The 25976-nt window shown below is 32.5% G+C and carries 28 protein-coding genes; 13 read left to right on the forward strand and 15 right to left on the reverse strand.

The genetic code is table 11. The features are described 5' to 3' along the window. From Q0772_RS02760 to Q0772_RS02785, 6 genes are all read right to left on the reverse strand, one after another. Entirely contained in the window at positions 1-1773 is a 1773-nt protein-coding gene (locus Q0772_RS02760) for a DNA mismatch repair protein MutS (protein ID WP_298340029.1), read from the reverse strand. 78 nt (positions 1774-1851) lie between these two features. Next, positions 1852-2568 carry a Bax inhibitor-1 family protein gene (locus Q0772_RS02765; RefSeq protein ID WP_298340031.1) on the reverse strand — a complete coding sequence of 239 codons (717 nt, stop codon included), beginning with the start codon at positions 2566-2568 and terminating at the stop codon, positions 1852-1854. A gap of 18 nt (positions 2569-2586) precedes the next feature. Continuing rightward, positions 2587-3279 carry a zinc metallopeptidase gene (locus Q0772_RS02770; RefSeq protein WP_298340034.1) on the reverse strand — a complete coding sequence of 231 codons (693 nt, stop codon included), beginning with the start codon at positions 3277-3279 and terminating at the stop codon, positions 2587-2589. 158 nt (positions 3280-3437) lie between these two features. After that, positions 3438-4532, reverse strand: a complete 1095-nt coding sequence (gene ald / locus Q0772_RS02775) for an alanine dehydrogenase (protein ID WP_298340037.1) — start codon at positions 4530-4532, stop codon at positions 3438-3440. A gap of 168 nt (positions 4533-4700) precedes the next feature. Further along, positions 4701-4961: a SemiSWEET transporter gene (locus Q0772_RS02780; RefSeq protein WP_298340040.1), complete on the reverse strand. Its 261-nt coding sequence runs from the start codon at positions 4959-4961 to the stop codon at positions 4701-4703. Between the two features lie 293 nt (positions 4962-5254). Then, entirely contained in the window at positions 5255-8251 is a 2997-nt protein-coding gene (locus Q0772_RS02785) for a class I tRNA ligase family protein (protein ID WP_298340043.1), read from the reverse strand. A gap of 239 nt (positions 8252-8490) precedes the next feature. On the opposite strand from Q0772_RS02785, the gene Q0772_RS02790 reads away from it, so the two are divergent. From Q0772_RS02790 to Q0772_RS02800, 3 genes are all read left to right on the forward strand, one after another. Continuing rightward, on the forward strand, positions 8491-9405 hold the full coding sequence (locus Q0772_RS02790) for a DMT family transporter (RefSeq protein ID WP_298340046.1): 915 nt from the start codon (positions 8491-8493) through the stop codon (positions 9403-9405). Between the two features lie 85 nt (positions 9406-9490). After that, the gene (locus Q0772_RS02795) at positions 9491-10369 is read left to right on the forward strand and encodes a permease-like cell division protein FtsX (RefSeq protein WP_298340049.1); all 879 of its coding nucleotides are present in this window, start codon (positions 9491-9493) and stop codon (positions 10367-10369) included. Between the two features lie 79 nt (positions 10370-10448). Next, positions 10449-10700: a DUF3098 domain-containing protein gene (locus Q0772_RS02800; RefSeq protein ID WP_298340053.1), complete on the forward strand. Its 252-nt coding sequence runs from the start codon at positions 10449-10451 to the stop codon at positions 10698-10700. A gap of 53 nt (positions 10701-10753) precedes the next feature. On the opposite strand, the gene Q0772_RS02805 is transcribed toward Q0772_RS02800, so the two are convergent. After that, entirely contained in the window at positions 10754-11878 is a 1125-nt protein-coding gene (locus Q0772_RS02805) for a glycerate kinase (RefSeq protein WP_298340056.1), read from the reverse strand. Positions 11879-11957: 79 nt separating this feature from the next. On the opposite strand from Q0772_RS02805, the gene Q0772_RS02810 reads away from it, so the two are divergent. From Q0772_RS02810 to Q0772_RS02825, 4 genes are read left to right on the forward strand one after another with little or no spacing between them, the layout of a single operon-like run. Then, complete coding sequence (locus tag Q0772_RS02810; protein WP_298340058.1) at positions 11958-12755, forward strand: undecaprenyl-diphosphate phosphatase; 798 nt, start codon at positions 11958-11960, stop codon at positions 12753-12755. A gap of 1 nt (position 12756) precedes the next feature. Continuing rightward, on the forward strand, positions 12757-13452 hold the full coding sequence (truB, locus tag Q0772_RS02815; RefSeq protein WP_298340061.1) for a tRNA pseudouridine(55) synthase TruB: 696 nt from the start codon (positions 12757-12759) through the stop codon (positions 13450-13452). A gap of 38 nt (positions 13453-13490) precedes the next feature. After that, the gene (locus tag Q0772_RS02820) at positions 13491-14039 is read left to right on the forward strand and encodes a hypothetical protein (RefSeq protein WP_298340063.1); all 549 of its coding nucleotides are present in this window, start codon (positions 13491-13493) and stop codon (positions 14037-14039) included. 56 nt (positions 14040-14095) lie between these two features. Further along, on the forward strand, positions 14096-14809 hold the full coding sequence (locus Q0772_RS02825; protein WP_298340069.1) for a hypothetical protein: 714 nt from the start codon (positions 14096-14098) through the stop codon (positions 14807-14809). On the opposite strand, the gene Q0772_RS02830 is transcribed toward Q0772_RS02825, so the two are convergent. Further along, entirely contained in the window at positions 14793-15413 is a 621-nt protein-coding gene (locus Q0772_RS02830) for a thioredoxin family protein (RefSeq protein ID WP_298340072.1), read from the reverse strand. The two genes, Q0772_RS02825 and Q0772_RS02830, sit on opposite strands and share 17 nt — an antisense overlap. A 96-nt stretch (positions 15414-15509) precedes the next feature. Further along, entirely contained in the window at positions 15510-16130 is a 621-nt protein-coding gene (locus Q0772_RS02835; protein WP_298340075.1) for a thioredoxin family protein, read from the reverse strand. 203 nt (positions 16131-16333) lie between these two features. Between Q0772_RS02835 and Q0772_RS02840 the strand changes: the two genes are divergently transcribed. The 3 genes from Q0772_RS02840 to Q0772_RS02850 are packed head-to-tail and all read left to right on the forward strand — an operon-like array spanning position 16334 to position 18135. Next, entirely contained in the window at positions 16334-16900 is a 567-nt protein-coding gene (locus Q0772_RS02840) for a DNA-3-methyladenine glycosylase I (RefSeq protein WP_298340078.1), read from the forward strand. Next, complete coding sequence (locus Q0772_RS02845; protein ID WP_298340081.1) at positions 16866-17465, forward strand: hypothetical protein; 600 nt, start codon at positions 16866-16868, stop codon at positions 17463-17465. The genes Q0772_RS02840 and Q0772_RS02845 overlap by 35 nt, the downstream gene beginning before the upstream one ends. Beyond that, positions 17446-18135, forward strand: coding sequence for a DUF2490 domain-containing protein (locus Q0772_RS02850; protein ID WP_298340084.1), 690 nt, complete (start codon positions 17446-17448; stop codon positions 18133-18135). Before Q0772_RS02845 ends, Q0772_RS02850 begins: the two co-directional genes overlap by 20 nt. Positions 18136-18161: 26 nt before the next feature. Here the strand turns inward: Q0772_RS02850 and aat are convergent, their stop codons facing one another. From aat to Q0772_RS02865, 3 genes are all read right to left on the reverse strand, one after another. Continuing rightward, positions 18162-18785 (reverse strand): leucyl/phenylalanyl-tRNA--protein transferase, encoded by a 624-nt coding sequence (gene aat / locus Q0772_RS02855; protein WP_298340087.1) that lies wholly within the window; start codon positions 18783-18785, stop codon positions 18162-18164. 103 nt (positions 18786-18888) lie between these two features. After that, positions 18889-19266, reverse strand: a complete 378-nt coding sequence (locus tag Q0772_RS02860; RefSeq protein WP_298340090.1) for a DUF3127 domain-containing protein — start codon at positions 19264-19266, stop codon at positions 18889-18891. A gap of 46 nt (positions 19267-19312) precedes the next feature. Then, positions 19313-20182 carry a flavin reductase family protein gene (locus Q0772_RS02865; RefSeq protein ID WP_298340093.1) on the reverse strand — a complete coding sequence of 290 codons (870 nt, stop codon included), beginning with the start codon at positions 20180-20182 and terminating at the stop codon, positions 19313-19315. Between the two features lie 213 nt (positions 20183-20395). Here Q0772_RS02865 and Q0772_RS02870 point away from each other — a divergent pair, with 213 nt between their 5' ends. Beyond that, the gene (locus tag Q0772_RS02870; RefSeq protein WP_298340096.1) at positions 20396-21547 is read left to right on the forward strand and encodes a HAMP domain-containing sensor histidine kinase; all 1152 of its coding nucleotides are present in this window, start codon (positions 20396-20398) and stop codon (positions 21545-21547) included. Between the two features lie 12 nt (positions 21548-21559). Further along, the gene (locus Q0772_RS02875) at positions 21560-21910 is read left to right on the forward strand and encodes a hypothetical protein (RefSeq protein ID WP_298340099.1); all 351 of its coding nucleotides are present in this window, start codon (positions 21560-21562) and stop codon (positions 21908-21910) included. Here Q0772_RS02875 and Q0772_RS02880 read toward each other — a convergent pair. Both Q0772_RS02880 and greA read right to left on the reverse strand, forming a co-directional pair. After that, positions 21905-22294, reverse strand: coding sequence for an HIT family protein (locus Q0772_RS02880; protein ID WP_298340103.1), 390 nt, complete (start codon positions 22292-22294; stop codon positions 21905-21907). The genes Q0772_RS02875 and Q0772_RS02880 overlap by 6 nt on opposite strands. A gap of 2 nt (positions 22295-22296) precedes the next feature. After that, complete coding sequence (gene greA, locus Q0772_RS02885; protein ID WP_298340106.1) at positions 22297-22770, reverse strand: transcription elongation factor GreA; 474 nt, start codon at positions 22768-22770, stop codon at positions 22297-22299. Positions 22771-22959: 189 nt separating this feature from the next. On the opposite strand from greA, the gene Q0772_RS02890 reads away from it, so the two are divergent. Further along, a complete protein-coding gene (locus tag Q0772_RS02890) occupies positions 22960-23388 on the forward strand; it encodes a hypothetical protein (RefSeq protein ID WP_298340110.1) in 429 nt (142 codons plus the stop codon). A gap of 57 nt (positions 23389-23445) precedes the next feature. Here Q0772_RS02890 and Q0772_RS02895 read toward each other — a convergent pair whose 3' ends face one another. After that, positions 23446-25692, reverse strand: coding sequence for a TonB-dependent receptor (locus Q0772_RS02895; protein WP_298340113.1), 2247 nt, complete (start codon positions 25690-25692; stop codon positions 23446-23448). Positions 25693-25976 lie beyond the last annotated feature (284 nt).

A 25976-nucleotide genomic window follows, 5' to 3' on the forward strand; every position in this document is an offset into this window, starting at 1 on the left:
TTATACAATATTCATTTTCTTTAATAAAAAAGACGCATTCATATTTTGACAAATTCCTTCTTTAAGTTTGTAATCAAAATGAAGTTCATCATTAATAATCTGTGCATCGAAAAAATAGTTCTTTACATCATCTAATTCATCCTCAATATTACATAAACTTAAATCATGCGTAGCAATAATACCTGTTGCATTAGAAGCCACCAATTTTTCAACAAATTTTTTAGAACCAATCGCTTTATCAGTACTATTTGTACCTTTTAAAATCTCATCTAAAACAATAAAATAAGGTTCTTTTTGAATAGCATCTACAATAAATTTGAGCCGTGTTAATTCTGAGAAAAAGTACGAACTATCATCCGTTAAAGAATCAGACGTACGCATACTAGTGATTAATTTTACAGGAACGTAGTTACTTGATTTAGCACATATTGGCAAACCCACATTAGCCATAACAATATGCAAAGACACCGTTCTTAAAAACGTACTTTTTCCCGCCATATTTGCTCCTGTAACAATAAAAAATTGCTCATTATCAATAGTTAGATCACTATCCACCCGCTTTTCTTTGTTTAATAAAGGGTGCGCTAATTGTTGTGCTTTAATAATTTCACCTTGATTCTTAACTTCAGGATAGACAAAATCAGGATGGTTATAAGCGTAATTCCCCAACGAATTATAGGCATCAAAAAAGGAAACCACTTCAAACCAATCAGATACTTTATCTGCATATTTAAAAATCCATTGTTGGATTTTATAACTATTGCTTATATCTGTTAGAAAGTAGCCATTACCAAAAATTGCGCCTATGATATTGTTTCGATTATCTAATGCATCCAATGCTTTAGATAAATCTTTAAAAATAGCTGAAGCTTTCTTATCTACTGATTGAATTTGTTTTTGTTTAGCTTGCAATAATTCTGAAGAAAACGTTTCATTTTCAATTAAATCGAGTAAAAAAGCATACTGACGAAAAGTATCACGAACTTTATCTGTATTAGACGCTAAACTATTTATTTTTTTTAGATGGCTTCCAGTTATGGCAAACCCAACAAGCAGCCAATACCCTATTAAGGTTTGATTAGTAATAACACCCAAAACAGTGAGTAAAAAAATAGCAACCGAACTTAACCCAAAAGCAATGGGTAACCAAGACATTATCTTAGGTAAAAATGGTTTGTAATTTTGCAACCATGAAATAATATGTTTTGCAGGAGTTTCAATATGAACCAAATTAGAAGTAGCTGAATAATATTGCCGCCACTTGGGTTTTGAATCCAGTTCCTTAATAGCTTCTTGTCTGAGATTTATGTCTTCAATATTATTAGCTTTTAAAACATCAGCTAATTTTTGGGTACCTTCTTTTATGGTTGTTCTATTAATACATTGAAAGAAAGATCCGCGTCCAAATAAATCGATATCTAAACTATAGAAATGTGTTGCATCTTGAAATTCCATGCCATCAGCTCTCGAATGGAAATCTCCTGAAGTGATTTCAATTTCTTCTTCATTAATAACTACCAAGGCTTTCTTAAAAGCACGTAGTCGTTTAATATCTGTATATTTTGAGAGCAAATAAATAAAAACTACAATTCCAAAAACTGCAATGGGAGCTGCTATTTGCCATGTATTAAAAAAGAAATAAACTCCAAAAACTGTAATTAAAAAAGTTAACACACGTAATGTGCTTAAACCTGCCATTTGCTTATACAAGCTTTTAGCCTCGGCTTGATACTTCTTTTTATGTTTTTTGTAATATTTTAATGGGGTTTTCATTATAAGTAAATCTGCAATAAAGAAACAAAAAAAGCCCCGAAATCCTCAGAGCTTTCATAATATTATATTGTTTAAATTTTAATCCCTAGACATAAATATTCTTAATATATACCAAAATAGTAACATCAAGGATGCAAATAATCCTAAAGCAGCAGGAATATACTCTTCCTCACTATATTTATGTACTAAATTTGAAGTTTGATATAATATGCTTCCGCCAGCCAATAAACACATCCCCACAGAAAACCATAGCCCCATATTAAAGCCAAAAATGGTTCCCGCGATAATTAATCCAAGTGCAATAAAAAAACCAATAGTCAAACCTGTTTTTAAAAAAGAAAAATCCTTTTTTGTTACAAATACAACCGCAGATAAACCTGCAAATAATGCCAAAGTTACTATAGCAGCCTGTTGCAATATTTCATTCCCTGCATCCATATAAGATGCAGCGATGTATATCATAGGAACAAAAATAAAGGCTTCAGCTAAAATGTATATACCATAAGCAATATACTGTTTGTTTTTATCTGTAGTTCGTAAAGCCATACTTTCGGCATAATTTGTTATTAGCATAAAGCCTCCTAACATAACTAACCAAAGATATCCTTCAGTCATTGATAATGCAAAATTCACAATAGTTTCACTTTGCAATAAAAGGTATTCAAAAAAAATAAATGCTAAAACACCACCAGCAACATGGGTGTAGGTTTTTTTATAAAAAGCTACACGCTCTTCATTTGCTAGATGACTCACCAAGGTTCTAGCTGGCATTGGGTTTTCGAATTGATTATTCATATTATCTAATCTTTTGTATTAACTTCTTCTGTTTAAAAATATACTTACAAAATACAATAGTGTAGCCAAAGAACCTATTGCAGCTACTAAATATGTTCTTGCTGCCCATTTTAAAGCATCCTTTGCACCAGCATGCTCTTCTCTTGTAACCATGTTCTTATTTTCTAACCACGCTAAAGCTCTGTTACTTGCATCATATTCTACAGGAAGCGTAATAAAAGTAAAAAGTGTTGTTACGGCAAAAAGCGCAATCCCAAGTAAAAATATTCCATTTCCCAAAGCTGTTCCAGCGGCAGACATTCCAAGACCAACCATAATAACTATATTTGATAACTTACTACTTATACCAACTGCAGGTACAATAGCTGAACGCATTTTTAACCAACTGTAAGCCTGTGCATGTTGAACCGCATGACCTACCTCGTGTGCCGCAACTGCTGCCGCTGCTGCATTGCGTTGAGCATAAACAGATTCACTTAGATTTACCGTCTTATTTTGAGGGTTGTAATGATCTGTTAAACTTCCACTTGTGGAGACAACTGACACATTAGTAATACCATGATCTGCTAACATTTTTTCAGCAATTTCTGCTCCACTCATTCCGTTTTGTAAAGTAATTTTGGAATAGTGTCCAAACTTGCTTTTTAGCTTGTTACTAACATAAGAACTAATCAAAAAAAGCAATCCTCCTAATATATAATATCCTATCATAATTTCTTGTAATTATTGTAAATTTACTAAATCATTGTCAAAAATAACGCCAATTTTATAAACTGCACGTTTGTCAGACTTCATTCCTACCTTTATTTAAAACAAAAACGCCTAACTCTTAACAAGAATTAGACGTTTCTACTAACTAAATTAAGTTCTTAAACCATTTCCATATCAAAGGCTTCAGCAATTTCTTTATAAACTATTTCTCCTTTTACAATATTTAATCCTTTTGCCAAAGATTTATTGTTTTCACAAGCTTTTTCCCATCCTTCACTTGCCAATTTAATAACATATGGCAAAGTTACATTAGTAAGTCCCATGGTAGATGTATAAGGTACCGCCCCAGGCATATTAGCAACCGAGTAATGTACAACCTCATCAATTATGTATGTTGGATCTTGATGTGTAGTAGGTTTAGTCGTTTCAAAACACCCGCCTTGATCTACAGCTACATCAACCATAACCGTTCCAGGCCGCATTTCTTTCAACATATCTTTAGTAATTAATTTAGGCGCTTTAGCACCTTTTATAAGTACGCCACCAATAATTAAATCAGAATCAACAATATGTTTTCTAATATTATACTCACTCGAATATTCGCTCACTACATTATTAGGCATTACATCACTAACATGTCGTAACGCTTTCATATTTATGTCTAAAATATGAACCGAAGCACCCAAACCAGACGCCATACGTGCCGCTTGTAGTCCAACTACACCAGCACCAAGAATCAATACTTTAGCAGGCGGAACTCCAGGAATACCTCCCAATAAAATACCACGACCCATTATCGGTTTCTCAAGATATTTAGCTCCTTGCTGGATGGACATCCTACCTGCCACCTCAGACATTGGTATTAACAATGGCAGCGACCCATCTGCATCCTCAACCGTTTCATAAGCAATACAAACCGCTTTACTGTCAATCATAGCATTTGTTAACACCTCACTAGAAGCAAAATGAAAATACGTAAACACCACCTGATTTGGCTTAATTAACTTGTATTCTGGCTCTATAGGTTCTTTAACCTTAACAATCATTTCTGCAGCAGCATAGACCTCCTCAATACTATCAAGAATAGTTGCCCCAGCTCCAATATAATCTTCATCTAAAAAACCACTATTAAAACCTGCATTTTGTTGCACGTAAACCGCATGGTCTCTTTTTGTTAATTCAAAAACTCCAGAGGGTGTCATCCCCACTCTGTTTTCATTATTTTTAATCTCAATAGGAACTCCAATTTTCATAAATACGATATTTTATTTGTAAAAACCAGTGTAAAATTATAATAAAAATTTTAATATTATAACTAAAATCAAATTTTTGTTAAATTTTTTTCATAAAAAAACTCAAATAGCTAACTAAACCATAATTCACATCAGTTTAATAGGAATTTAAATAAAATCACGAAAAGTTTACTTTCTTGTATATTTTACTTTAAAATACATCAATAAAAACGAAGATAAAACGGTAATACTATTTGCAAAAATCATCGATGGGCTATTTTTCAAAATACCGTACCACAACCACATCACAATACCAATAAAAAAAATCACTAACATTGGGAGCGACAAACTAGACACATCCTTAGTACGCCACGTTTTATAAACCTGAGGAAGAAACGCAGCCGTAGTCAAAATAGCAGCTGCAAAACCAATAATTTCAGTATCATTCATAGGCTTTAAATTTAATACTTGGGCGTTACCCAAAGGGTCGGGCTATTCGTTACAAGTCCTCGCACTTCCTTCGTCAGGCTGTGGGCAATCCACTTCAAATGCAAAGCATTCATGATTTCATTAATTTAAAATATTAACCAATGAATAATCCCTAACGCGGAACAAACCGTAATTTATTAATAACCCGTCATAACGAGGAGGCACGACGTGGTTATCTTTGTAAATTAAAACTTAATAGAGTAAAGCTTCAACAGATTGCCACATTACGCCCAAAAGCGTAATTCGCAATGACATTACCCAACAATGTTCACAATCTTCCCAGGAACCACAATCACCTTTTTAGGAGTACGTCCTGCTAATTGCTCTTGTGTTTTTTCGTTTGCTAAAACGGCTTCTTCAATAGCATCTTTACTCATATCCAAGGGCAATTCCATAGTAAAACGCATTTTCCCATTAAACGAAATCGGGTAATTCTTGCTACTTTCCACTAAATGACTTGCATCAAATACTGGGAAAGGCGCTGTAGAAATCGAACCACTATTTCCTAATTTGCTCCATAATTCCTCAGCAATATGCGGTGCATAAGGCGAAATTAAAACCAACAGAGGTTCTAAAATACTCTTGCTAGTACATTTTTGGGCTGTTAACTCATTAGCAGCAATCATAAAGGTAGATACCGATGTATTAAACGAGAAATTCTCAATATCTTCTTGAACTTTTTTAATGGTTTTATGTAGCGTTTTTAAATTGTCTTTTGTTGGTGTTGCGTCTGTAACTTTCAAGCCGTTATCATCAGCATATAATTTCCAAAGTTTTTTAAGAAACGAATGTACACCTGAAATACCAGCAGTATTCCAAGGTTTGTATTGCTCTAAAGGCCCTAAAAACATTTCGTAAAGACGAAGACTATCTGCGCCATAATCTGAAACAATGTTATCTGGATTAACAACGTTATATTTAGATTTGGACATTTTTTCGACGTCGCGTCCTACTTTATAAACTCCATCTTCTAAAACAAATTCGGCATCTTTAAATTCTGGTCTCCACTTTCTAAAAGCTTCAATATCTAAATGGTCTGAAGAATTGACAAACGAAACATCAACATGAATAGGATTTATTGTAACTAATATATCGTTTATATCAATATTATTAAAATACCCTTTTGATAATAGATAATCTTTTATAAAATTTCTTTGATCTCTAAGATAAATTTCCTCATTAACTTTTAAGTCTTGAATTAATCCACCTGACAAAATGAAGATTGGTAGGTTGCTTATTAATTTAGATAAATATTCAATAACATTTGAAGTTTCAGACCACACTTTAGCTCCAAATTGCAGACGATAAACAAAAGCACTAGTCCCCAAAATCATCCCTTGATTAATCAGCTTTTTAGCATATTCATCTTTAGGTACAACACCTTTATCAAACAAGAATTTTTGCCAAAAACGTGAGTATAATAAATGTCCTGTGGCATGCTCGCTTCCACCTATATACAAATCAACATCTTGCCAATAGTCCATCGCTTCTTTTGATGCTATTTCATTTTGGTTATCAGGATCCATATAACGCATAAAATAGAATGAGCTTCCTGCCCACCCTGGCATGGTATTCAACTCAAGAGGATGAATGGTTTTATTATCAATCAAATCATTAGAAACCACTTCATTCTTCTCGGTATCCCAAGCCCAAACGGTAGCGTTTCCTAGTGGTGGTTCGCCCGTTTCGGTTGGTAAATACTTTTCAACTTCTGGTAATTTAATTGGCAAATGCGCAGCATCAATCATTTGTGGCAACCCATTTACATAATACACAGGAAATGGCTCTCCCCAATAACGCTGACGACTAAACACCGCATCGCGCAAACGGTAATTGGTTTTACCTTCGCCTTGTCCTATTTGTTCTAATTCATAAATAGCACGTTTGGTGGCTTTTTTATAATTCATCCCGTTTAGGAAATCACTATTTCCTATCACAGTTTTTGCTTTGTCTGAAAACGCTTCTTCAGAAATGTCAACCCCTTCAAATATATTAGGAATAGGGATATTAAAATGTTTTGCAAAAGCGTAATCACGCTCATCACCACATGGTACAGACATTACTGCTCCTGTGCCGTAACCAGCCAAAACATAATCGCCAATCCAAATCGGAATTAATTTTTCTGTAAACGGGTGAATCGCATAAGCTCCTGTAAACACTCCTGAAATGGTTTTTACATCGGCCATTCTATCGCGCTCGCTCCGTTTTGCAGTGGCTTCAATGTAGGCGTTAACTTCTTGTTTTTGTTCTGGAGTGGTTATTTGCTTTACCAAATCGTGTTCAGGAGCCAAGGTCATAAAACTTACTCCAAAAATAGTATCAGGTCTGGTAGTAAATACTTCAATCTCTGGAGCTTCTTTAACCTCATTAGAAACCACTTTGAATTTCACTTGGGCTCCAACCGATTTTCCAATCCAATTACGCTGGCTTTCTTTTAAGGAATCTGTCCAATCTATAGTTTCAAGACCTTGAAGCAAACGTTCTGCATAAGCAGAAATACGCATACTCCATTGAGTCATTTTTTTTCTAACTACAGGATGACCACCTCGCTCTGAAACACCATTTACAATTTCATCATTAGCCAAAACCGTTCCCAATGCAGGACACCAGTTTACCTCGGTTTCAGCCAAATAGGTTAACCTGTATTGTAATACTATTTTTTGTTGTTCTTCAGCAGTAAATCCATTCCATTCTTCTGATGTAAAAGGTTCAGCATCATAATCACAAACGGCATTTATATTTGCGTTTCCAGACTCTTTAAACACATCAATCAAATCGGAAATAGCAAAAGCTTTTTCATGATCTTTACAATACCAAGACTCAAATAGTTGAATAAAAATCCATTGTGTCCATTTGTAATAACTTGGGTCTGAAGTACGAACCTCTCGAGACCAATCAAACGAAAACCCTATTTGATCCAATTGACGACGATAGGTTTTAATATTTTCAGCCGTAGTAATTGCTGGATGCTGCCCCGTTTGAATTGCATACTGCTCTGCAGGCAAACCAAAAGAATCATAGCCTTGAGGATGCAATACATTAAACCCTTGATGACGCTTATAACGCGCATAAATATCAGAAGCAATATATCCTAACGGATGTCCTACATGTAATCCTGCTCCACTTGGATAAGGAAACATATCCAAAACGTAATACTTTGGTTTGTCACTATTATTTTCGGCTTTAAACGTTTGGTTATCTGCCCAATACTTTTGCCACTTTTCTTCAATTTTATTGAAATCGTACTTCATATAATTTCTGCTAACGTGTTCTTAAAACGTTATTGCGAAGGAAGCACGATTATGGCAATCTCTATAATTGAAACTAAAAATTAAAAGATTCCCACGCTTCGCTCGGAATGACGAATTTGATGGCAAATTTACGTTTTATAAATAAACTTAAAAACCTTTTATTTTTAATAGTTTAATAAGTAAAATAGTATGCTGTTTTAATAATATACATTTACTTTTGATGCTTTAACAACAACCTATTGAATTCAAATATTTACAAAGCGCATTTTGCTCTTCTTGGAGCCAATTTAATTTACGGTGCTAATTATATTATTGCCAAAGGCATTATGCCTGAAAAAATAAATCCTAATGCCTTTGTATTTATTCGATTAGCTTGTTGTGTAATTTTATTCTGGACTATTAAATTTTTCTTTGTTAAGGAAAACGTTGAACGCAAAGACTTTTTAAGATTGATACTTTGTGGTTTACTTGGTGCTGCAGCTAATATGCTATTTTTCTTTCATGGCATTAACTTAACATCACCAGTTGATGCATCAATAATCATGACCGTTACTCCTGTTATTGTATTAATTTTTAGCTTTTTTATTTTAAAAGAACGCATAACTAAAAATAAATTAATTGGTATTACAATTGCTGGTATTGGCGCAGTATTTCTTATCATTTATGGGAGTAAAGCTACTGGAACGAGTTCGTTTATTGGTAATTTGTTTGTGTTTTTAAATGCTACTAGCTATGGTCTTTATCTGGTTATTGCAAAAACACTAATGAAGAAATATAATGCCATAACAGTTATTAGTTGGATGTTTTTATTTGGGCTAATTTTTGTTGCTCCGCTTACTATAACTGATTTTATAAATACAAATTTTGAAGCTTTTACTGTAAACACCTATTTAGTAATTGGCTATGTTGTTTTGTTTACTACATTTTTAGCCTACTTATTTAATGTTTATGCCCTTAACCACGTTATGCCTTCTGTGACTAGTAGTTATATTTATTTACAACCTGTAATCAGTTTTATTATGGTAAGTATTTATGCCTATGTACTTATGCAAGATGCATACGCACAAGATATTGATCTCGTGAAAATTTTAAGTTGCATAATGGTTATTATTGGGGTGTACATTATAAGTAAACCTACAAAGAAGTTGACATAGACACAACAATGTTGATATGTTTTAGTTTAAATAAATACATATTGTATATACTTTATTATTTTTACATGATTAATCCATTTTCTTTATGAGTTCATCTTTTGAAAAACACCAAAAACGTAGACTGATCTCTTCCTATTTTTCTGTAGTGTTAAGTATTGCCCTTGTTCTGTTTTTACTGGGACTTTTAGGGATGCTAATCTTAAATGCTAAAAAGGTGTCTGACCATTTTAAAGAGCAAGTTGTAGTGACTATTTTTTTAAAAGATACCGCTAAAGAAGTGGAAACCAAACAGCTTGAAAAAAGTTTAGCTATGGCAGATTATGTAAAATCTACCGAGTATGTGTCTAAAGAACAAGCTGCCGAATTCATGAAAGCTGAAAACGGTGAAGACTTTATGGATTTTGTAGGCTACAATCCACTTCAAAATTCTATTGATGTACATTTAAAAGCCGATTTTGTAACCTCCGAACATCTTGAGAAAATTTCCGCGGAAGCGACAAGTAAAAACTTTGTTGAAGAAGTAACTTATGATAATGACCTTGTTAACCTCATGAACGACAATGTTAAAAAAATTAGTTTCTGGGTTCTTATCATTAGTGGCATTTTTACTTTAATTGCTGTATTATTAATTAATAGCTCTATACGTCTAGCAGTGTATTCCAAACGGTTTACTATAAAAACCATGCAAATGGTCGGTGCTACAAAACAGTTTATTAGAAGACCTTTTGTATGGAAAAGTGTTCGTTTGGGTATGATTGGTGCTATTTTGGCGTTGGTAGGTATGGCTATTGTTCTATACTATTTAAATAAAACATTTACTGAGTTAGAATTACTTAGTAATCCCATTTTAGTTACTTTGTTGTTTGTTTTAATTTTTGCTCTTGGCATTGTTATTACATGGATAAGTACACATTTTGCTACGCAACGCTTCTTGAACCTAAGAACTAATGAACTATATTATTAGTGTTAAAAACTGCAATTTTAGAATTAGATTAACATCCTTTTTAAATAAAAGCTTTAATTTGCAACAATACTTTTAAACGATGGGAGAAAAAAAACGTAAAGAAAATTCAAAACCAGTTTTTGTATTCGGTAAAAAGAATTACAAATTTATGTTTATTGGTTTAGCTATTATAGCATTAGGTTTTATTTTAATGGCCGGTGGTGGTAGTGATGACCCTAACGTTTTTAATCCTGAAATTTTTAACTGGAGACGTATTCGCTTATCTCCAACACTTATTCTTATTGGGTTTGGCATTCAGATTTATGCTATTTTACTAAATCCTGAAAAGTAATCGTTAGTCATTTGGTTTATCAAGCCTAATAAACCAAAGATTACTTGTTAAAACTACAGTTGTTTTTTTGCAAATTTTTCAGCCATATTTTTAACATACAAAAAAGCATTAGCCTTGGCATCATCTAAATCTTGTGCATAATTAATAACTGCATCGGCATATTGTATACCACTATCTCTAAGTGCATTTTCATCTAAATCAATAATACCACAAAACACTGCTACCTTTATTTTTTTTGCTTGAGATGAAATCAATACACCCTGAATTGTTTTACCAGACTGTGTTTGCACATCGAGCTTACCTTCACCTGTAATTAACCAATTGGCATTTTCAATTTTGGTATCGAAATCTATCAAATCCTTTATCAGTTCAATACCAGAAAACAAATTACCACCTAAAAATAGTTTTGAGGCTATACCCATACCTCCAGCTGCCCCTGCTCCCTTGACTAATTGCGGATTTACCTTAAAAACCTTTTCTAATAATTTTGATATATGTTGGAGTCCATTATCCAACATGACAATATCATCAGTATTCGCTCCTTTTTGAGTTCCATAGGTATAAGCTGCACCATTTTTTCCATACAGCGGGTTTGTAACATCACATGCTATTTTAAAACTAACTTTATCAAGTTTTGGGTGTATTTGTGAAATATCTATGGTTTCAATATTTAGTAAATTGGCTCCAACAGGATGCACTTGATTATTTTGTTTGTCTAAAAAATGATATCCCAAAGCAGTTGCCATACCTACACCACAGTCGTTAGTTGCGCTACCACCAAGTCCTAAAACAATCGTTTCCGCTCCTTTTTCAATAGCGTGCACAATCATTTCACCAGTACCTATAGTTGTGGCATTTTTGCAATCAAACTCTTTGTCTTTCAGAAGTTTTAACCCTGATGCTTCAGCCATTTCAATAAAAGCCGTTTTTAAAACCTCATCAAATACATATGAAGCTTTAACTGGTCTAAAAAACGGATCGTTCACATGAACTTCAACAACTTCACCTTGCAAATAGTAATTTATTACATCATAGGTACCATCACCACCATCCGCTAATGGAAGTTTTAAAATATCAATATTAGGCTTTACGGCCTTAATACCAGCCTCAACAGCGTTACAAAATTGTAATCCTGTAAGTGAATTTTTAAATTTATCTGGTGCAATAATTAGTTTCATTCATCTAAAATACAATTCATTTATCTAAAGTTTAAAGCCTAAATAGGCTTTTGTATTGCTATTTTGATATTTTTGCGCCATGGATATTATTGACGCAATTATTTTAGGTATCATTCAAGGACTTACAGAATTTCTCCCTGTTTCATCTAGTGGCCATTTAGAATTAGGTAAAGCTATTCTTGGAGATAATTCTGTTCCAGAAGAAAGTTTATTATTTACCGTAGTACTTCACTTTGCAACAGCACTTAGTACTATCGTTGTTTTTAGAAAAGATATATTAAATCTTATAAAAGGAGCTTTAAAGTTTAAATGGAATGACGATTTACAGTTCATTTCTAAAATTGCACTTTCCATGGTTCCTGCTGTGATTGTTGGTTTATTTTTTGAAGAACAATTAGAAGCGCTATTTGGAGGAAATATTTTACTTGTTGGATGTATGCTTATTGTTACAGCTTTACTACTATTTTTAGCAGATAAAGCCAAAGACACCAATAAAAAAGTATCTTTTAAAAATGCTTTTGTTATTGGTATCTCTCAAGCTATAGCCATGTTACCAGGAATTTCACGTTCTGGAGCTACTATTTCAACATCCGTTTTATTAGGAAATGATAAAACTAAAGCTGCTCGTTTTTCTTTCTTAATGGTTGTACCTTTAATTTTCGGTAAAATTGCAAAAGATGTATTGAGTGGTGATTTAACTTATGACTCTGGAAATTTCACAGCTTTATCTATTGGTTTTGTTGCAGCTTTTGTAGCAGGATTATTTGCTTGCACTTGGATGATTGCTTTAGTTAAAAAAAGCAAGTTGACTTATTTTGCTATTTATTGTGTTATTGTTGGATTGATTGCTATTGGGTTCGCACTATTAAACAACTAATATGCTTACCAAAGACGATTATCTTTCCGGACAAGTTTTACTTATTGATAAGCCTTTAAATTGGACCTCTTTTCAAGTGGTAAATAAACTGCGTTGGGAAATCCGTCAAGCTTTTAACATAAAAAAAATAAAAGTTGGGCATGCAGGCACATTAGACCCTTTAGCTACTGGCTTATTAGTTATTTGTACAGGAAAAATGACTAAGCAAATAGATACCTTTCAAGGTCAGATAAAAGAATATACAGGAACTCTGGTTTTAGGAAGCACAACACCTTCATTTGATTTAGAAACCGAAATTGACAAAACATTTCCAACGGATCATATTTCAGAAGAATTAATCCATCAAACTACCAAACAATTTATTGGAGAGATTCAACAATATCCACCAGTGTTTTCTGCATTAAAAAAAGACGGGAAACGATTATACGAATTTGCCAGAGCTGGCGAAACTGTAGAAATAAAACCTAGAACGGTATCTGTTTCTGAATTTGAAATCACTAAAGTTGATGAATTAAACATAGCGTTTAGAGTAGTTTGCAGTAAAGGTACATATATCCGCTCTTTAACTAACGATTTTGGAAAAGCACTTAATTCTGGAGCACATTTATCAAAACTAAGACGAACAAAAATTGGAGATTTTGATGTTAAAGAAGCCTTATCTATAGAAAAATTTATAGATAACTTATCTTCGGAATAATTGTTGATACTTTACTTGCTTCTAAAACCAGATGTAACATGAAGCAAGTATACACATTGATTAGCTTTCTGCTTTTTTCTTCACAAATGATGTTTTCACAAGTTGAATCTGAAAACATCAACGGTTTGTTTTACAAAATCTCGCTGGCAACCACATTAACAATCAATGAAGAATATCAAGCTTTTGATGATAGCGATGAATCACTAATCAATCCGAGTGCACTATATATAAACAATACATTTGGCTATCAATTTGATATGCGCACTTCTATTGGCTTAAACCTTGGTTACAATTGGCACTCACAACAAGGCTTACACTTTGCTCCTGCATATTTAAGCCTTCGCCATAATTTTGTGGTAGATGACAGCAATATATTTGCGAGAGCTGGCTACGGAACACTTTTAGGCGTAAGTAAAGATTTTCAAAAAGGCAATATGTATAAACTAGGTTTGGGTGTGCAGATGTATGGAGACAACTATAATAAATCTGTACTTTTGGGTGTAGATTTTACAAGAAAACGATTCGGTTACAGAGCATTAGAAGGCTTATCTAGTATCTCTATTTTCCTAGAATTTATGCTTTTTTAAACTTTTTAGCGTATTTTGCCGTATATATTAATACGATTTAGCATTAAAAAACCGTATTGAGCCTCAATAATCAACATAAAGCCCTACTTATTACACTTCTAATTACTGGAACTGTAGTACTCTCTGTTTTTAACTTAAGTCTTAAAAAACAGCGTGAGTTTATATCTGAAAGTTATTATGAAATTGAGCCTGAAAAAGAGCTTACCGAAGAAGAAATAAAGATTCTTGAAACTTTAGATAAATTAAACAATACTAAAGCTGAAACAAATAAAGCTTTTAATGAAGCAAACCAAAACAAACATTTTGCCCAAGCATATAAAACGATTGCACCGCCAGAAGATTATGTACCTAGATCTACAAATGCTTCAGAAAGTCAAATAGCAAAAAAAGTTTATGATATTCCTGATGATTCAAAACTAAATAGAGAGGAACTTTCAAAATTTAGTAAAGTGAATGATGTATTGAAAAAGCAGCAGTCTGATGGCGTTAATTCTAAAAGTTCAATTCGATTTTCTCTAACAAACAGGTCAAAAATCCATATCCCTATTCCTGTTTATTTATGCGAAATTGATGGTAAAATAGTTGTAAATATTACTGTGAATTCTAAGGGTAATGTTATTGATGCATACGTAAATACATCTTCTACATCAAGAAATGAATGTTTAATTGAACATGCTTTAGATTATGCTAAACAATCTCAGTTTAGCAGTGATGCTTCAAAAGAGACTCAAATAGGCTCTATTACTTTTTATTTTATTGGTAAGCGATAGATGGCTGTAATTTATTCAGTATTTCTAAAATATCACCCATTATGTTTTGCCCTTTATTACTATTGTACCAATGTTGCAAATCTTCTTTAAAATCTATTGTTAAAGCACCATACTTCACTTTAAACCTATTCACGTAACTTGAAGCTTCACTGGGTCTTGGCCCGTAAGTTGTTAAAACTTTATTAGTATCTGAATCTATAATAATTAATTTAGGTATTGCCTTATTTCCATTGGTTAAAAAGGCACTCATTAATTCATCATTTTCATCTCTTAACACAACCCTAAAGTTTATGTTTGGGTTTAATTCTGAAATTTTATTAAAAACAGGAAGGATATGAGCCGCATCACCACACCAGCTTTCAGTAATAACTAACCAAGTTAATTTAGAATCAAAAGCTTCAACAGCCTTTCTAATAACATTTGATATTTTAAGCGTTTTATCCCAACGCTTCATGCGCCTATTATTAAGTTTCGTATAACTAATAAAAGCTTGAGATTTATTGCTACCAGTTGTAGAACTATTTTTTACAAGCTCATTAACCAAAGCTCTGTATGCCTCATAAGACATACTATTGTGTAAACCCGATTCAATAATAGTTTCCATGACAATATTTTTATACCATGCACAAAGTTAGAGGGTTAGACCTCTATTTATGCTGACATTTGTCATGTTTACCAAAAACTTAAAGATTAAAAATATTTAAACGCAAATTGCTGGTTGAAAATCACATAACAACTTCACAGCATCATGAATGATATTTTGACCTTTATTTTTATTATACCACACTTGTAAATCTTCCTTAAACTCAGGTGTTAATTTACCATGCTCAGCTTTGTAATTATTTACCAAAGTCGTTGCTTCTGATGGTCTTGGTCCGAAAGTATTGAGAACCTCACCACTCTCATTATCAATCATAATTAATTTTGCAATAGCTCTTCCTCCATTAGTCAAAAACATGTCCATTAACTCTAAATTTTCATCTCTGAGTACAATTTTTAAGTCGATATTATCATTCAATTCAGCTAATTTATTTAAAACAGGTATAACATGAGCAGCATCTCCACACCAACTCTCTGTAATAATTAACCACGTAATTGAATGATTAAATTCCAAGACCTTTTTTTTATTATCATCTGAAATTTTTAACGTTTTATCCCAACGCTTCATACGGCGAGCGTTTAACTTTGTATAATTTATTAAAGCTTCTGTCTGCTCCAAACCAGTAGTTCCTTCAGTATCTGCTAATTCATTAACTAAATTTTTGTAAGTATCATAACTAATACTTTTAGCTAAACTCTCTTTTATTGTTGGGTGTATCATATTGTTTTTATTATTGACTTCTAATTGGTCTTATTTCACAATTAATCCTTACTATTAAATAACAAAATAACAATTATTCTTACTTATGGAAGGTAACCTTTGTTGCATTGATGATTCTATAGTTTACTGAATTTTCAACAATCACATTTTTTTAATGTTGGTAAAAAGCCTAATTTTAAATCTTTTCAAATCAAATTTATTTTATGTCAAAAAAACTCAGATGTGGCTGGTGTGAAGGTGATGATTTATATGAAGCTTATCACGATAATGAATGGGGCGTCCCTGTTTATGATGATGACACCCTTTTTGAATTTTTAATTTTAGAAACTTTCCAAGCTGGATTGAGTTGGATTACAGTTTTACGTAAACGTGAAAACTTCAGAAACGCTTTTGATAATTTCGACTATAAAAAAATAGCCAATTACCAACAAAATAAAATTGATGCTTTATTACAAGATGCTGGAATTATAAGAAATAAATTGAAAGTTAATGCAACAGTTACTAATGCTCAAGCTTTCATGAAAGTCCAAGAAGAGTTTGATAGTTTTAGTAAGTATATTTGGAATTTTGTTGATGGAAAACCTATTAAAAACACGCTTAAAGACTATCGAAATGCCCCAGCGAATACATCTATAAGTGATACCATAAGTAAAGATTTAAAAAAGCGAGGTTTTAAATTTGTAGGCTCAACGGTTGTATATGCGCACATGCAAGCAACAGGTATGGTAAATGACCATGAGGTTAATTGTTTTAGATATGAGGAAGTATAGCTTTTTATTATTCTTTTTATGCGTCTCTTTCTCATATTCTCAAGTAAAAAAAGAAAAGGAAGAACGTATTCCTGCATCTGAATTTCCTGAAAAAACCAGAACTTATTTTAATACGATTTCTCAAGATGTGAAATATTTAAAATTTTACCGTGAAATTGATGGAAACAAAAAAAGTTATGAAGTAAAGTTTAAATACAAACGAGAACATTACAGTGTTGAGTTTGATACTCTAGGAAACCTTGAAGATATTGAGGTAGTTATCAAAAAAAAATACATTCCTAAAAAAGCAAAAACGATTATTTGGGACTATTTTCAGGATAATTTTAAAAAAACAATTCTAGTAAAAATTCAAAAGCAGTATGTTAACACTACTACAAATACTGATAAACAATTTATACAGCATATTCTTGAAAAGCCTTATAATAAGCACACCCATTTTGAAATTATTGCTGAAATAAAAACTAAAAAAGCACATGAATTAAGAGAATTTACATTTGACAGACACGGTAAATTTGAAAAATCAAGACAAGTAATGACATCTTCCTATGAACATGCCTTATATTAAAAACTTATGCTTCATAGTATTATTATTATTTCAAGGTTTTGCCATAAAAGCGCAGAATAATTTCTCTTCTCTAGGCGAATCTGCATTATCCTTAAACCATAAAGTATCTAATACGTATAGCATGAATTTTGCCTTTAGAAGTCGTTACGTGCTATATAATGATGATGGTTTACAATACCAACAACAGCAGGTTGATGTTTATCACTTTTCAACGTTTAAATTAAATTACTACCATAAGCTTAGTTTTGGAATTTATTATAGAAACAGAGATTGGTTTGAAACAGGTAGTAACGAAACACGATTTACCCAGCAATACAACTATATTAAACAAACTCTGGGGGTGCGTTACGGTCATCGTTTTCGAACAGAGCAACGTATTCTAGATACTAAAACCATATATAGACAACGTTATCGTTTTGCTGTTGATTTTCCTTTAAATGGCGAAAAACTTGATATTGGTGAAACGTATTTAGTTAGTACTCTTGAAGGTTTGTTAAGTTTAAGTAAACCTGATAACCCAGAAACAGATATTAGGTTATCCTCTCAAATAGGTTGGCAAATCAATGAGAAACTAAAACTTCAAACAGGTATAGAACACCGCTTAGAAGCTTTTAATTTAGTAGCTAAAAACTCTTTATTTGTTTTAACTTCAGCTATTTTAAAGATTTAAAAGATTTTGTAGGGTCAAAATACACCTCATAAATACTTTAAGAAATCTTCTCTAGATATGTCTTCAGCCCCTAAACTAGCTAAATGATTCGTGTAGACTTGACAATCTATAAGTTTATAATTTGTGTTTTTAATAAATGTAATAAATCCAACCTTGCTGGCATTATTTTCTTTTGTAAACATACTTTCGCCACAAAACACACCATTACCCAAGTCAACTCCATATAATCCTGCAACTAGATTATCTTTATTCCAAACTTCTACAGATTTCGCATAACCTAATTCGTAAAGGTTAATATAAGCTTCAATCATGCTATTTGTAATCCATGTGCTTTCTTGTCCGCTTCTCTTTAACAAAGCACATTCTGTAATTACTGCTCTAAAGTTTTTATTTATCGTTACTTCATAATTCTTGTTTCGTAAAACCTGCCTCATACTTTTCGATACTTTCAATTTATTAGGAAATAATACAAAGCGCGGATCTGGAGACCACCACAAAATAGGCTCATCAGTTTCAAACCAAGGAAAAATACCCGTTTTATAAGCTAAGAATAAACGTTCAACGGATAAATCTCCCCCAATAGCTAATACGCCCTCAGGACTAGCTCTATTAACATTAGGAAACCAAATATCTTCGTTTAAGTATTGCATGTTTAATTTTTCAAAAAAATATAAAACAAAAATACCTTAACATTATTGAAATGCTAAGGTATTATTTGTAAGATTCCTGCTTTTCCAGGAATGACAAAATTATTTAGAACGGTAAATCGTCGTGATCTTCTTCTTTTAAATCTCCTGCAGGCTCAAAAGCGTCTGCTGGTGGCACTGGAGGTACATTTCCTGCAGCTGACTCAGATTGTAATGCCTCAATTCTCCAACCTTGAATAGAATTGAAATATTTAGTTTCTCCCTGTGGGTTAACCCATTCTCTACCACGTAAGTTGATGTTAATTTTAACTTGTTGCCCTGCTTGGTAATTGTTTAATAAATCCGTTTTATCTTGTACAAACTCCACCATAATATGCTGAGGATATTGCTCTTCTGTAGTAACTACAATTTCTCTTTTTCTAAACCCATTACTTCCAAAAGTTTGAGTTTCTCCAATCATTTTAATTCTTCCTTGAACTTCCATTTTTATATATAATTATTAAATATTCGTCTAATTTATAATAACACTGTTATGATAACAATATTTTCCAAGCACTTTCAACATCTCCAAAACTAAGATAATTTCGTGCTAATTTATGTTTCTCTCTATGCGTTGCTGCTTTTATATTTGGATAACGTGCACCAACTTCTTTTATAAAAGCGTTTACACTTTCATCTGTTGGAAGTGCTTCTACATTGCCTAACATTCCTAAATTATTTCCTGTTAAAATCATACTATTTTTAACATGGTCTGGAAAACTATCAACACCAATACCCTGCACTGAAAGCGGTTTTGGTATTTCAAAAAAACCGTCTTTAGCGCGACTATAATAGCTTCCGCCAGCTCTAGCAACTAAATCCAATTTTTTCTGATTAATAGATTCATCTTCATCGAGCACCTCCTCATCAATATGCAGCTTAACTACCTCACATATAATCAAATTTCCTGCACCTCCTTCGGTTCCTAAACTTATAATTTCACTTATCTTACATTCAAATTGAACTGGGGCTTCTCCAATTCTAAAAGGTTTTACAAGATCAGATTTAACCATTGTTAAACCTGCTTTTTCAAATTCATTTACACCTTCAGGGTACTCCGTACTACTTAGAGACATTTGATGAACCATATCATAAGTCACAACATTAATAACCACTTCTTTGGTTGCTTGGGCATTTTCCAAAGTATGTTTTGTTGTATTATCCCTCACACGTCTAGCAGGAGAGAAAATCATGATTGGTGGGTTAGCACTAAACACATTGAAAAAACTAAATGGTGATAAATTCGGTTTTCCATCGGCATCAACAGTGCTTGCAAAAGCTATTGGTCTTGGTGCCACAGCACTCAACAAATAACCATGCAATTGGCTGGTTGATAAGCTTTTTGGATCTATTGAACGCATCTACCTTTTATAAGTTTCAACAAAGCTAATCAAAAAAAAACTTAAAACTTAAACTAGTTTTCAACATTAGCTTACCTCTGTCAACAATTTAATAATATTAACCATAATAGGAAATGTAACTAATCTGATGTTCAACTAAAAAATGATTTACTAACAACTTGAACAATAATATTAACAGATTTGCATTATATTACAAATCAAATTTTATTGTTAATGATTTTCACAAAACATAGCAATGCATTTCGTTGGATTATTATAATAGCATCTTTTGCTATTGTCTCTCTCATTTTATGGAAAACTTTCGAATTTTTTCAGCATTTTAAAGATGAGGAACGTAATAAGATGGAAAATTGGTCTTTTGCACAAACAGAATTTGTGAATTCTGATACAAATACCAACTTAAATCTTACACTGCAAATTTTAAATAGCAATACAACAACTCCTATGATTGTTATTGATAAAGAGGGTAACCTTAGTAGCTCCAATAATATCGACACAACCAAAATAGGAAACCCAAAATACTTAAAAAGGCTTATTGATAAATTTAAAAGTGAAAATTCTCCAATTGATATAAAATACCAAGGAAAAACTTACTCAACCATCTACTACGGCAACTCACCATTACTTAACAAACTAAAATATTACCCTTTAGCTTTAATACTTATAGTTGTGCTTTTTGGTGCCGTAATTTTCTTCTTCTATAGTAGTAATAAAAATGCGACTCAAAATAAACTATGGTCTGGTATGGCCAAAGAAACTGCGCATCAAATCGGGACGCCATTATCTTCATTAATTGGTTGGACCGAACTGTTAAAAACTGAGAATGTTAATCCTGATTACATTTCTGAAATGGAAAAAGATGTTAGTCGTTTAAGTACTATTGCTGAACGATTTAGTAAAATAGGTTCTTTACCAACTCTTGAGAAAACGGATATTATAAAAGAAACTATTGAATCTTATGATTATTTAAAATCAAGATCATCAAAACTTATTGATTTTGATATAAAAACACCGAAAGGTGAAATCCCTGTAAATCTTAATAAACAACTCTATAGTTGGACTATTGAAAATTTAGTAAAAAATGCTATTGATGCCATGAAAGGGAGAGGTAAACTTACCGTTGAAATATCTCAGCTTGAAAATGATGTTAAAGTAAGTATTACAGATACTGGAAAAGGCATTTCTAAAAAGAATTTTAATAAAATTTTTGAGCCTGGTTTCACCACAAAAAAGCGTGGTTGGGGCTTAGGTTTGTCACTAACCAAGCGCATTATAGAAGATTTTCATGACGGAAAAATTAAAGTTTTACAATCTGAAAAAGGAAAAGGAAGCACTATACAAGTAAGTTTAAAACGAGCGAATTAAACTCTCATACCTATGGCTGAAAAACTCATTGATGCTAAAGAAGTAGCTTTAAAAAATAACTGCCCTGAATGCTATGATAATAGTGGTTTACGCTTAACTTTTAGACAAAAAATAAAAGACACTAAGTTTTATAAGTCAATTACTTCGGAAATTAGTCATGAAATTATTTGTTTAAAATGTAACTCTATAATTTACCCTGTGCAGTGGACTGATGATATTGATCGTGTTTTTGAATACCAAAAGAAGGCATTCACTCCCAAAAAAGCATCAACGTATATTAAAAAAGCATCTTGGGTTGCTATAATATCCGCTTTTGTTCTGTTAACCTTGATATTAACTTTAATTTACTTTGTAGAATTATAGCTGAGCTTTGATATCCTCTGCTAGTTCTTGAAATTCTTCAGTACTCAATTTGGTTTTTTTTATAAATCGTGCATCGTCCATAGAGTGCAAAGGAATTAAATGTACGTGCGCATGAGGCACCTCTAAACCAATAACACTTATTCCAATACGTTCACATGGCACTGCTTTTTTTAAAGCTATTGCAACAGTTCTAGAAAACTGCATTAATCCATTATAAGTGGCTTCATCTAAATCAAAAATTTTATCAACTTCCTTTTTCGGAATACAGAGTGTATGCCCTTTAGTATTGGGGTTAACATCAAGAAAAGCTAGAAACTGATCAGTCTCTGCTATCTTGTAGCAGGGTAATTTTCCGTTGACTATTTTTGTAAAAATAGATGCCATATTTATCTTGAAATTTCAATAACATCAAACTTCATAACACCATTCGGTACTTGTATTTCTGCAACGTCGCCTACAGACTTTCCTAGTAAGCCTTTACCTATTGGAGAGTTAACCGATATTTTTCCCGATGCTAAATCTGCTTCGCCATCGGCAACCAAAGTGTATGTCATTTCCATACCATTGGTTTGATTTTTTATTTTCACTTTAGAAAGCACCAAAGCTTTAGATGTATCTAACTGAGATTCATCTATAATTCTAGCCCCTGCTAATGCTTCTTCTAATTTAGAAATACGCATCTCTAGCATCCCTTGTGCTTCTTTAGCTGCATCATACTCTGCATTTTCACTTAGGTCGCCTTTATCTCTGGCTTCAGCTATCGCCTTTGAAGCTTTTACACGTTCAACATCTTTAAGCTGTTGTAATTCGTCTCTTAACTTTTTTAGTCCTTCAGGTGTATAGTATGATACTTTACTCATATCTTCATCATTTAGTTAATTAAAAGATGCTGATAACTCCAAAACAAACCTCTTAAAGTATTCAGCAAATAAAAAAATCCCGTTTGCACGAGATTGTACAACAAAAATACAAAATTTTAGTTACATATATAATCAAATTTTTAAGCTGATTTACTTTTTATCGTAAATTGCGTTTCAATTTTTTTGCTTATGAAATCGTTATTTAGTTTCCTATTATTTTTGTTTTTAATTTCTTGTAGTGGTAATTCCAATGATGATAGAAACTGTAGGTTTTTACTTGATATTGGGGTAAACTTAACTATCGATTTAAACTTACCACAGTACAGTCAATTAGCTTTTGCAGGCAACTCCGTTTATATACCTAACCAAGGTAATGCTGGTATTATTATAGCAAGTACTGGTGTTGATTTTTTTGCTTGGGATGCCAGCGACCCAAACCATACCCCTAATGAATGTTCTGCACTTATTCCATCTGGACTTAATGGAACTTGTGGTTGTAATGATGGTAACACTTATAATTTTGTTACTGGAACAATTGAAGGTAATGATGGTTTAAGATGTTCTTTAAGAAATTATCGTGTAGAAAAAAATGGTAGTTTATTAACTATTTTTAATTAAAAAAGTGTAACTAAGTATTCTAGCCACACTTTTTTAATTATAATTTTTATAACTTCTTTAGAATTTCAATGTTGCTCCTACTAAAAAATTAGTAGTTGCTTGTGGATAAAAACCAGATCCTTCAATAGTTGTTACAGTTCCAGGGTTAGAAAAATCATCATCAAACGTAAAAAAGAAACCATTTGAAATATATCTTTCTCCAAAAATATTATTTACCAATCCTGTTAATACTATAGATTTGAATATGGATTTTGGCTTAATCTCATACACCAAATTTAAGTCGTTAACAAAATAACTATCTAACTTAGAAGACTCAGCATCAATATTCCCCATATACTGCTCACCTACATATTTACTTAAAAATGCTACCGCAAAGTTAGGCGCAACATTATACGTTAGGGCGTTTGCAGCAACAAGATTTGGTGAAAATGCTATATTGGTCTCTCCTAAATTTTGTAACACACCATCTCGTTTAAAAAATGTTTCTCTGTTTTTATTAGAACTAAGTGTAAAATTAGGTTGCAATGTTACATCGCCAAGTACAATATTAGCCTCTACTTCTAAACCCAAACGGTAACTTTCTCCAGTATTGTCTCTAATTTGTGCTCCAGAATTATCTAAAGCACCTGTGGCTACTAACTGCTCGTTATACGCCATATAATACGCATTGGCATTAATACCAACGTTATTATTTTGATACCTCCAACCTAACTCAAAATCATTAAGTTCTTCTGGCTTTATATCTGCGTTGTTTTCAAAATCGCCTCTACTTGGCTCTCTGTTAGCTCTAGCAAAAGAGAAATATACATCACTAGTTGTATTAAGGCTATAGTTAAATCCAATTTTTGGATTAAAAAACCCATACGCTTTATCAATTTCAAACACATCTAAATCAGAGTTAACACCACTTGTATCATAATTTACAGCTCTATACTGCAAATCACCATACAAACTTAAATCATCATTTAAACGGTAAGTAACTTTAGCAAACGTACTAAAATCGTACTTATCGCCATCACCATCATAATACCTATCGCCAAAATTGTTGTCGTTTGCATATTGCTCCCATATTAGTTCTCCAAAATGATCACCATGATACGAACTGTACGATACACCAGAAATAAAGTTTACACGCTCATTCTTATAATTAACACTTGCGTTTAGCACGTAAAAATTATTATCTAACCAACGTCTTCTAATATAATCTTGAGAATCTATAGTTTCTCCGTTAACCGTTATTGGTGTTTTTCCTAAAAAATCAAAAGTAGCATCTGATGCAAAAAACACGTTAGAGTAATAGTAATTATCTACATATTCTTCAAAAAACCCACGGCCGTTGGTATAGTTTAAGCCCAGGTTTGTAGACCAACTATTGTCCCATCTTTGGTTCCAATGCAATTGGTAATGGTCTTGCTTATAGTTATCTACTTGGTTTTCATAAAACCCTTCAAAGTTACCATCATCATCCAGTTGAATACCACTAATATTGTATCTTCTATTTTTATCAATATTTGGATTTGCGTCAACGGCAGCTACATCTACTGCATTAAAACCATACCAAGATTGGTATGTAATTTCTTGTCCTCCAAAGGCAATGGCTTTAATAAGTGTACCATTGTTTACATAACTTCCTTGTACAAAATAACTTTTTAAATCTGAAGTTGCTCTGTCTATATACCCATCAGATTTAATTTGAGACAAGCGTCCAGATATCTCAACAGCATTATTTAATAGTCCTGTACTAAATTTAACATTGTGGCGTCTTGTATTAAAACTACCAAAACTATGTGACGTTTCTCCAGAACTTTCTTTTGATACTGCATCGGTAAGAATATTTACACTTGCACCAAAAGCTCCTGCACCATTTGTAGAGGACCCAACTCCACGTTGCACTTGTAAGTTTTCTACTGATGATGAAAAGTCTTGTAAGTTTACCCAAAACGTACCTAAACTTTCAGCATCATTATACGGTATCCCATTTATGGTAACATTGGTAGAACCACCACTAATACCACGCACACGAATACCTGTGTAACCAATACCAGCACCAGCATCACTAGTAGTTACTATAGAAGGCAAATAATTTAAAAGGATAGGAATATCCTGCCCTAAATTTCGTTTTGCAAGTTCCTCTTTAGAAACGTTTGAATGCGTAATTGGAGAATCAGCATCTACTCTAACTGCTTTTACTAAAACTTCGTCTAGTTTTTCTGTTTTAGTTGAATCTTGTACTTTTTGATTTTGTTGTGCATTAGCACTGACTGATAACACTAAGAGTGTTAAAAAAAGAAAAATGTTTTTCATGTCGATTATGAATTTATAATCGAATAAAAAGAGGTAATTATTCTTTATTATTAATAAATTAAATTTTTGTCATTACGAGGAGTTTTTACGACATGGTAATCTTTTTATTTTTTACAGATTTCCACAGTAATTAAAAATTACTTCGCAATGACGTCTTAAATTCGATTTCCTAAACAGCATTACCTGTTCTAGGTTCAATGGGTATGATCTCAGCCGATAATAGGCACCCCTTTTTTGAGAACGCTGCAAATGTAAGAACGAATTACGAAACACGAATTATAAAT

The organism is uncultured Algibacter sp., from assembly GCF_947490405.1.
Taxonomy (GTDB): Bacteria; Bacteroidota; Bacteroidia; order Flavobacteriales; family Flavobacteriaceae; genus Algibacter_B.

Excerpts from the sequence above, each read along its gene's own strand:
- Q0772_RS02860 (WP_298340090.1), bottom strand. The coding sequence starts at position 19,266 with ATGGAAGTTCAAGGAAGAATTAAAATGATTGGAGAAACTCAAACTTTT.
- Q0772_RS02890 (WP_298340110.1), top strand. The coding sequence starts at position 22,960 with ATGAAATCGTTATTTAGTTTCCTATTATTTTTGTTTTTAATTTCTTGT.
- Q0772_RS02770 (WP_298340034.1), bottom strand. The coding sequence starts at position 3,279 with ATGATAGGATATTATATATTAGGAGGATTGCTTTTTTTGATTAGTTCT.
- Q0772_RS02765 (WP_298340031.1), bottom strand. The coding sequence starts at position 2,568 with ATGAATAATCAATTCGAAAACCCAATGCCAGCTAGAACCTTGGTGAGT.
- Q0772_RS02840 (WP_298340078.1), top strand. The coding sequence starts at position 16,334 with ATGTCAAAAAAACTCAGATGTGGCTGGTGTGAAGGTGATGATTTATAT.
- greA (WP_298340106.1), bottom strand. The coding sequence starts at position 22,770 with ATGAGTAAAGTATCATACTATACACCTGAAGGACTAAAAAAGTTAAGA.
- Q0772_RS02865 (WP_298340093.1), bottom strand. The coding sequence starts at position 20,182 with ATGCGTTCAATAGATCCAAAAAGCTTATCAACCAGCCAATTGCATGGT.
- truB (WP_298340061.1), top strand. The coding sequence starts at position 12,757 with ATGCTTACCAAAGACGATTATCTTTCCGGACAAGTTTTACTTATTGAT.
- Q0772_RS02880 (WP_298340103.1), bottom strand. The coding sequence starts at position 22,294 with ATGGCATCTATTTTTACAAAAATAGTCAACGGAAAATTACCCTGCTAC.
- Q0772_RS02845 (WP_298340081.1), top strand. The coding sequence starts at position 16,866 with ATGAGGTTAATTGTTTTAGATATGAGGAAGTATAGCTTTTTATTATTC.
- Q0772_RS02850 (WP_298340084.1), top strand. The coding sequence starts at position 17,446 with ATGAACATGCCTTATATTAAAAACTTATGCTTCATAGTATTATTATTA.
- Q0772_RS02820 (WP_298340063.1), top strand. The coding sequence starts at position 13,491 with ATGAAGCAAGTATACACATTGATTAGCTTTCTGCTTTTTTCTTCACAA.
- Q0772_RS02800 (WP_298340053.1), top strand. The coding sequence starts at position 10,449 with ATGGGAGAAAAAAAACGTAAAGAAAATTCAAAACCAGTTTTTGTATTC.
- Q0772_RS02785 (WP_298340043.1), bottom strand. The coding sequence starts at position 8,251 with ATGAAGTACGATTTCAATAAAATTGAAGAAAAGTGGCAAAAGTATTGG.
- Q0772_RS02870 (WP_298340096.1), top strand. The coding sequence starts at position 20,396 with ATGATTTTCACAAAACATAGCAATGCATTTCGTTGGATTATTATAATA.
- Q0772_RS02795 (WP_298340049.1), top strand. The coding sequence starts at position 9,491 with ATGAGTTCATCTTTTGAAAAACACCAAAAACGTAGACTGATCTCTTCC.
- ald (WP_298340037.1), bottom strand. The coding sequence starts at position 4,532 with ATGAAAATTGGAGTTCCTATTGAGATTAAAAATAATGAAAACAGAGTG.
- Q0772_RS02810 (WP_298340058.1), top strand. The coding sequence starts at position 11,958 with ATGGATATTATTGACGCAATTATTTTAGGTATCATTCAAGGACTTACA.
- Q0772_RS02895 (WP_298340113.1), bottom strand. The coding sequence starts at position 25,692 with ATGAAAAACATTTTTCTTTTTTTAACACTCTTAGTGTTATCAGTCAGT.
- Q0772_RS02780 (WP_298340040.1), bottom strand. The coding sequence starts at position 4,961 with ATGAATGATACTGAAATTATTGGTTTTGCAGCTGCTATTTTGACTACG.
- Q0772_RS02805 (WP_298340056.1), bottom strand. The coding sequence starts at position 11,878 with ATGAAACTAATTATTGCACCAGATAAATTTAAAAATTCACTTACAGGA.
- Q0772_RS02760 (WP_298340029.1), bottom strand. The coding sequence starts at position 1,773 with ATGAAAACCCCATTAAAATATTACAAAAAACATAAAAAGAAGTATCAA.
- Q0772_RS02830 (WP_298340072.1), bottom strand. The coding sequence starts at position 15,413 with ATGGAAACTATTATTGAATCGGGTTTACACAATAGTATGTCTTATGAG.
- Q0772_RS02875 (WP_298340099.1), top strand. The coding sequence starts at position 21,560 with ATGGCTGAAAAACTCATTGATGCTAAAGAAGTAGCTTTAAAAAATAAC.
- aat (WP_298340087.1), bottom strand. The coding sequence starts at position 18,785 with ATGCAATACTTAAACGAAGATATTTGGTTTCCTAATGTTAATAGAGCT.
- Q0772_RS02835 (WP_298340075.1), bottom strand. The coding sequence starts at position 16,130 with ATGATACACCCAACAATAAAAGAGAGTTTAGCTAAAAGTATTAGTTAT.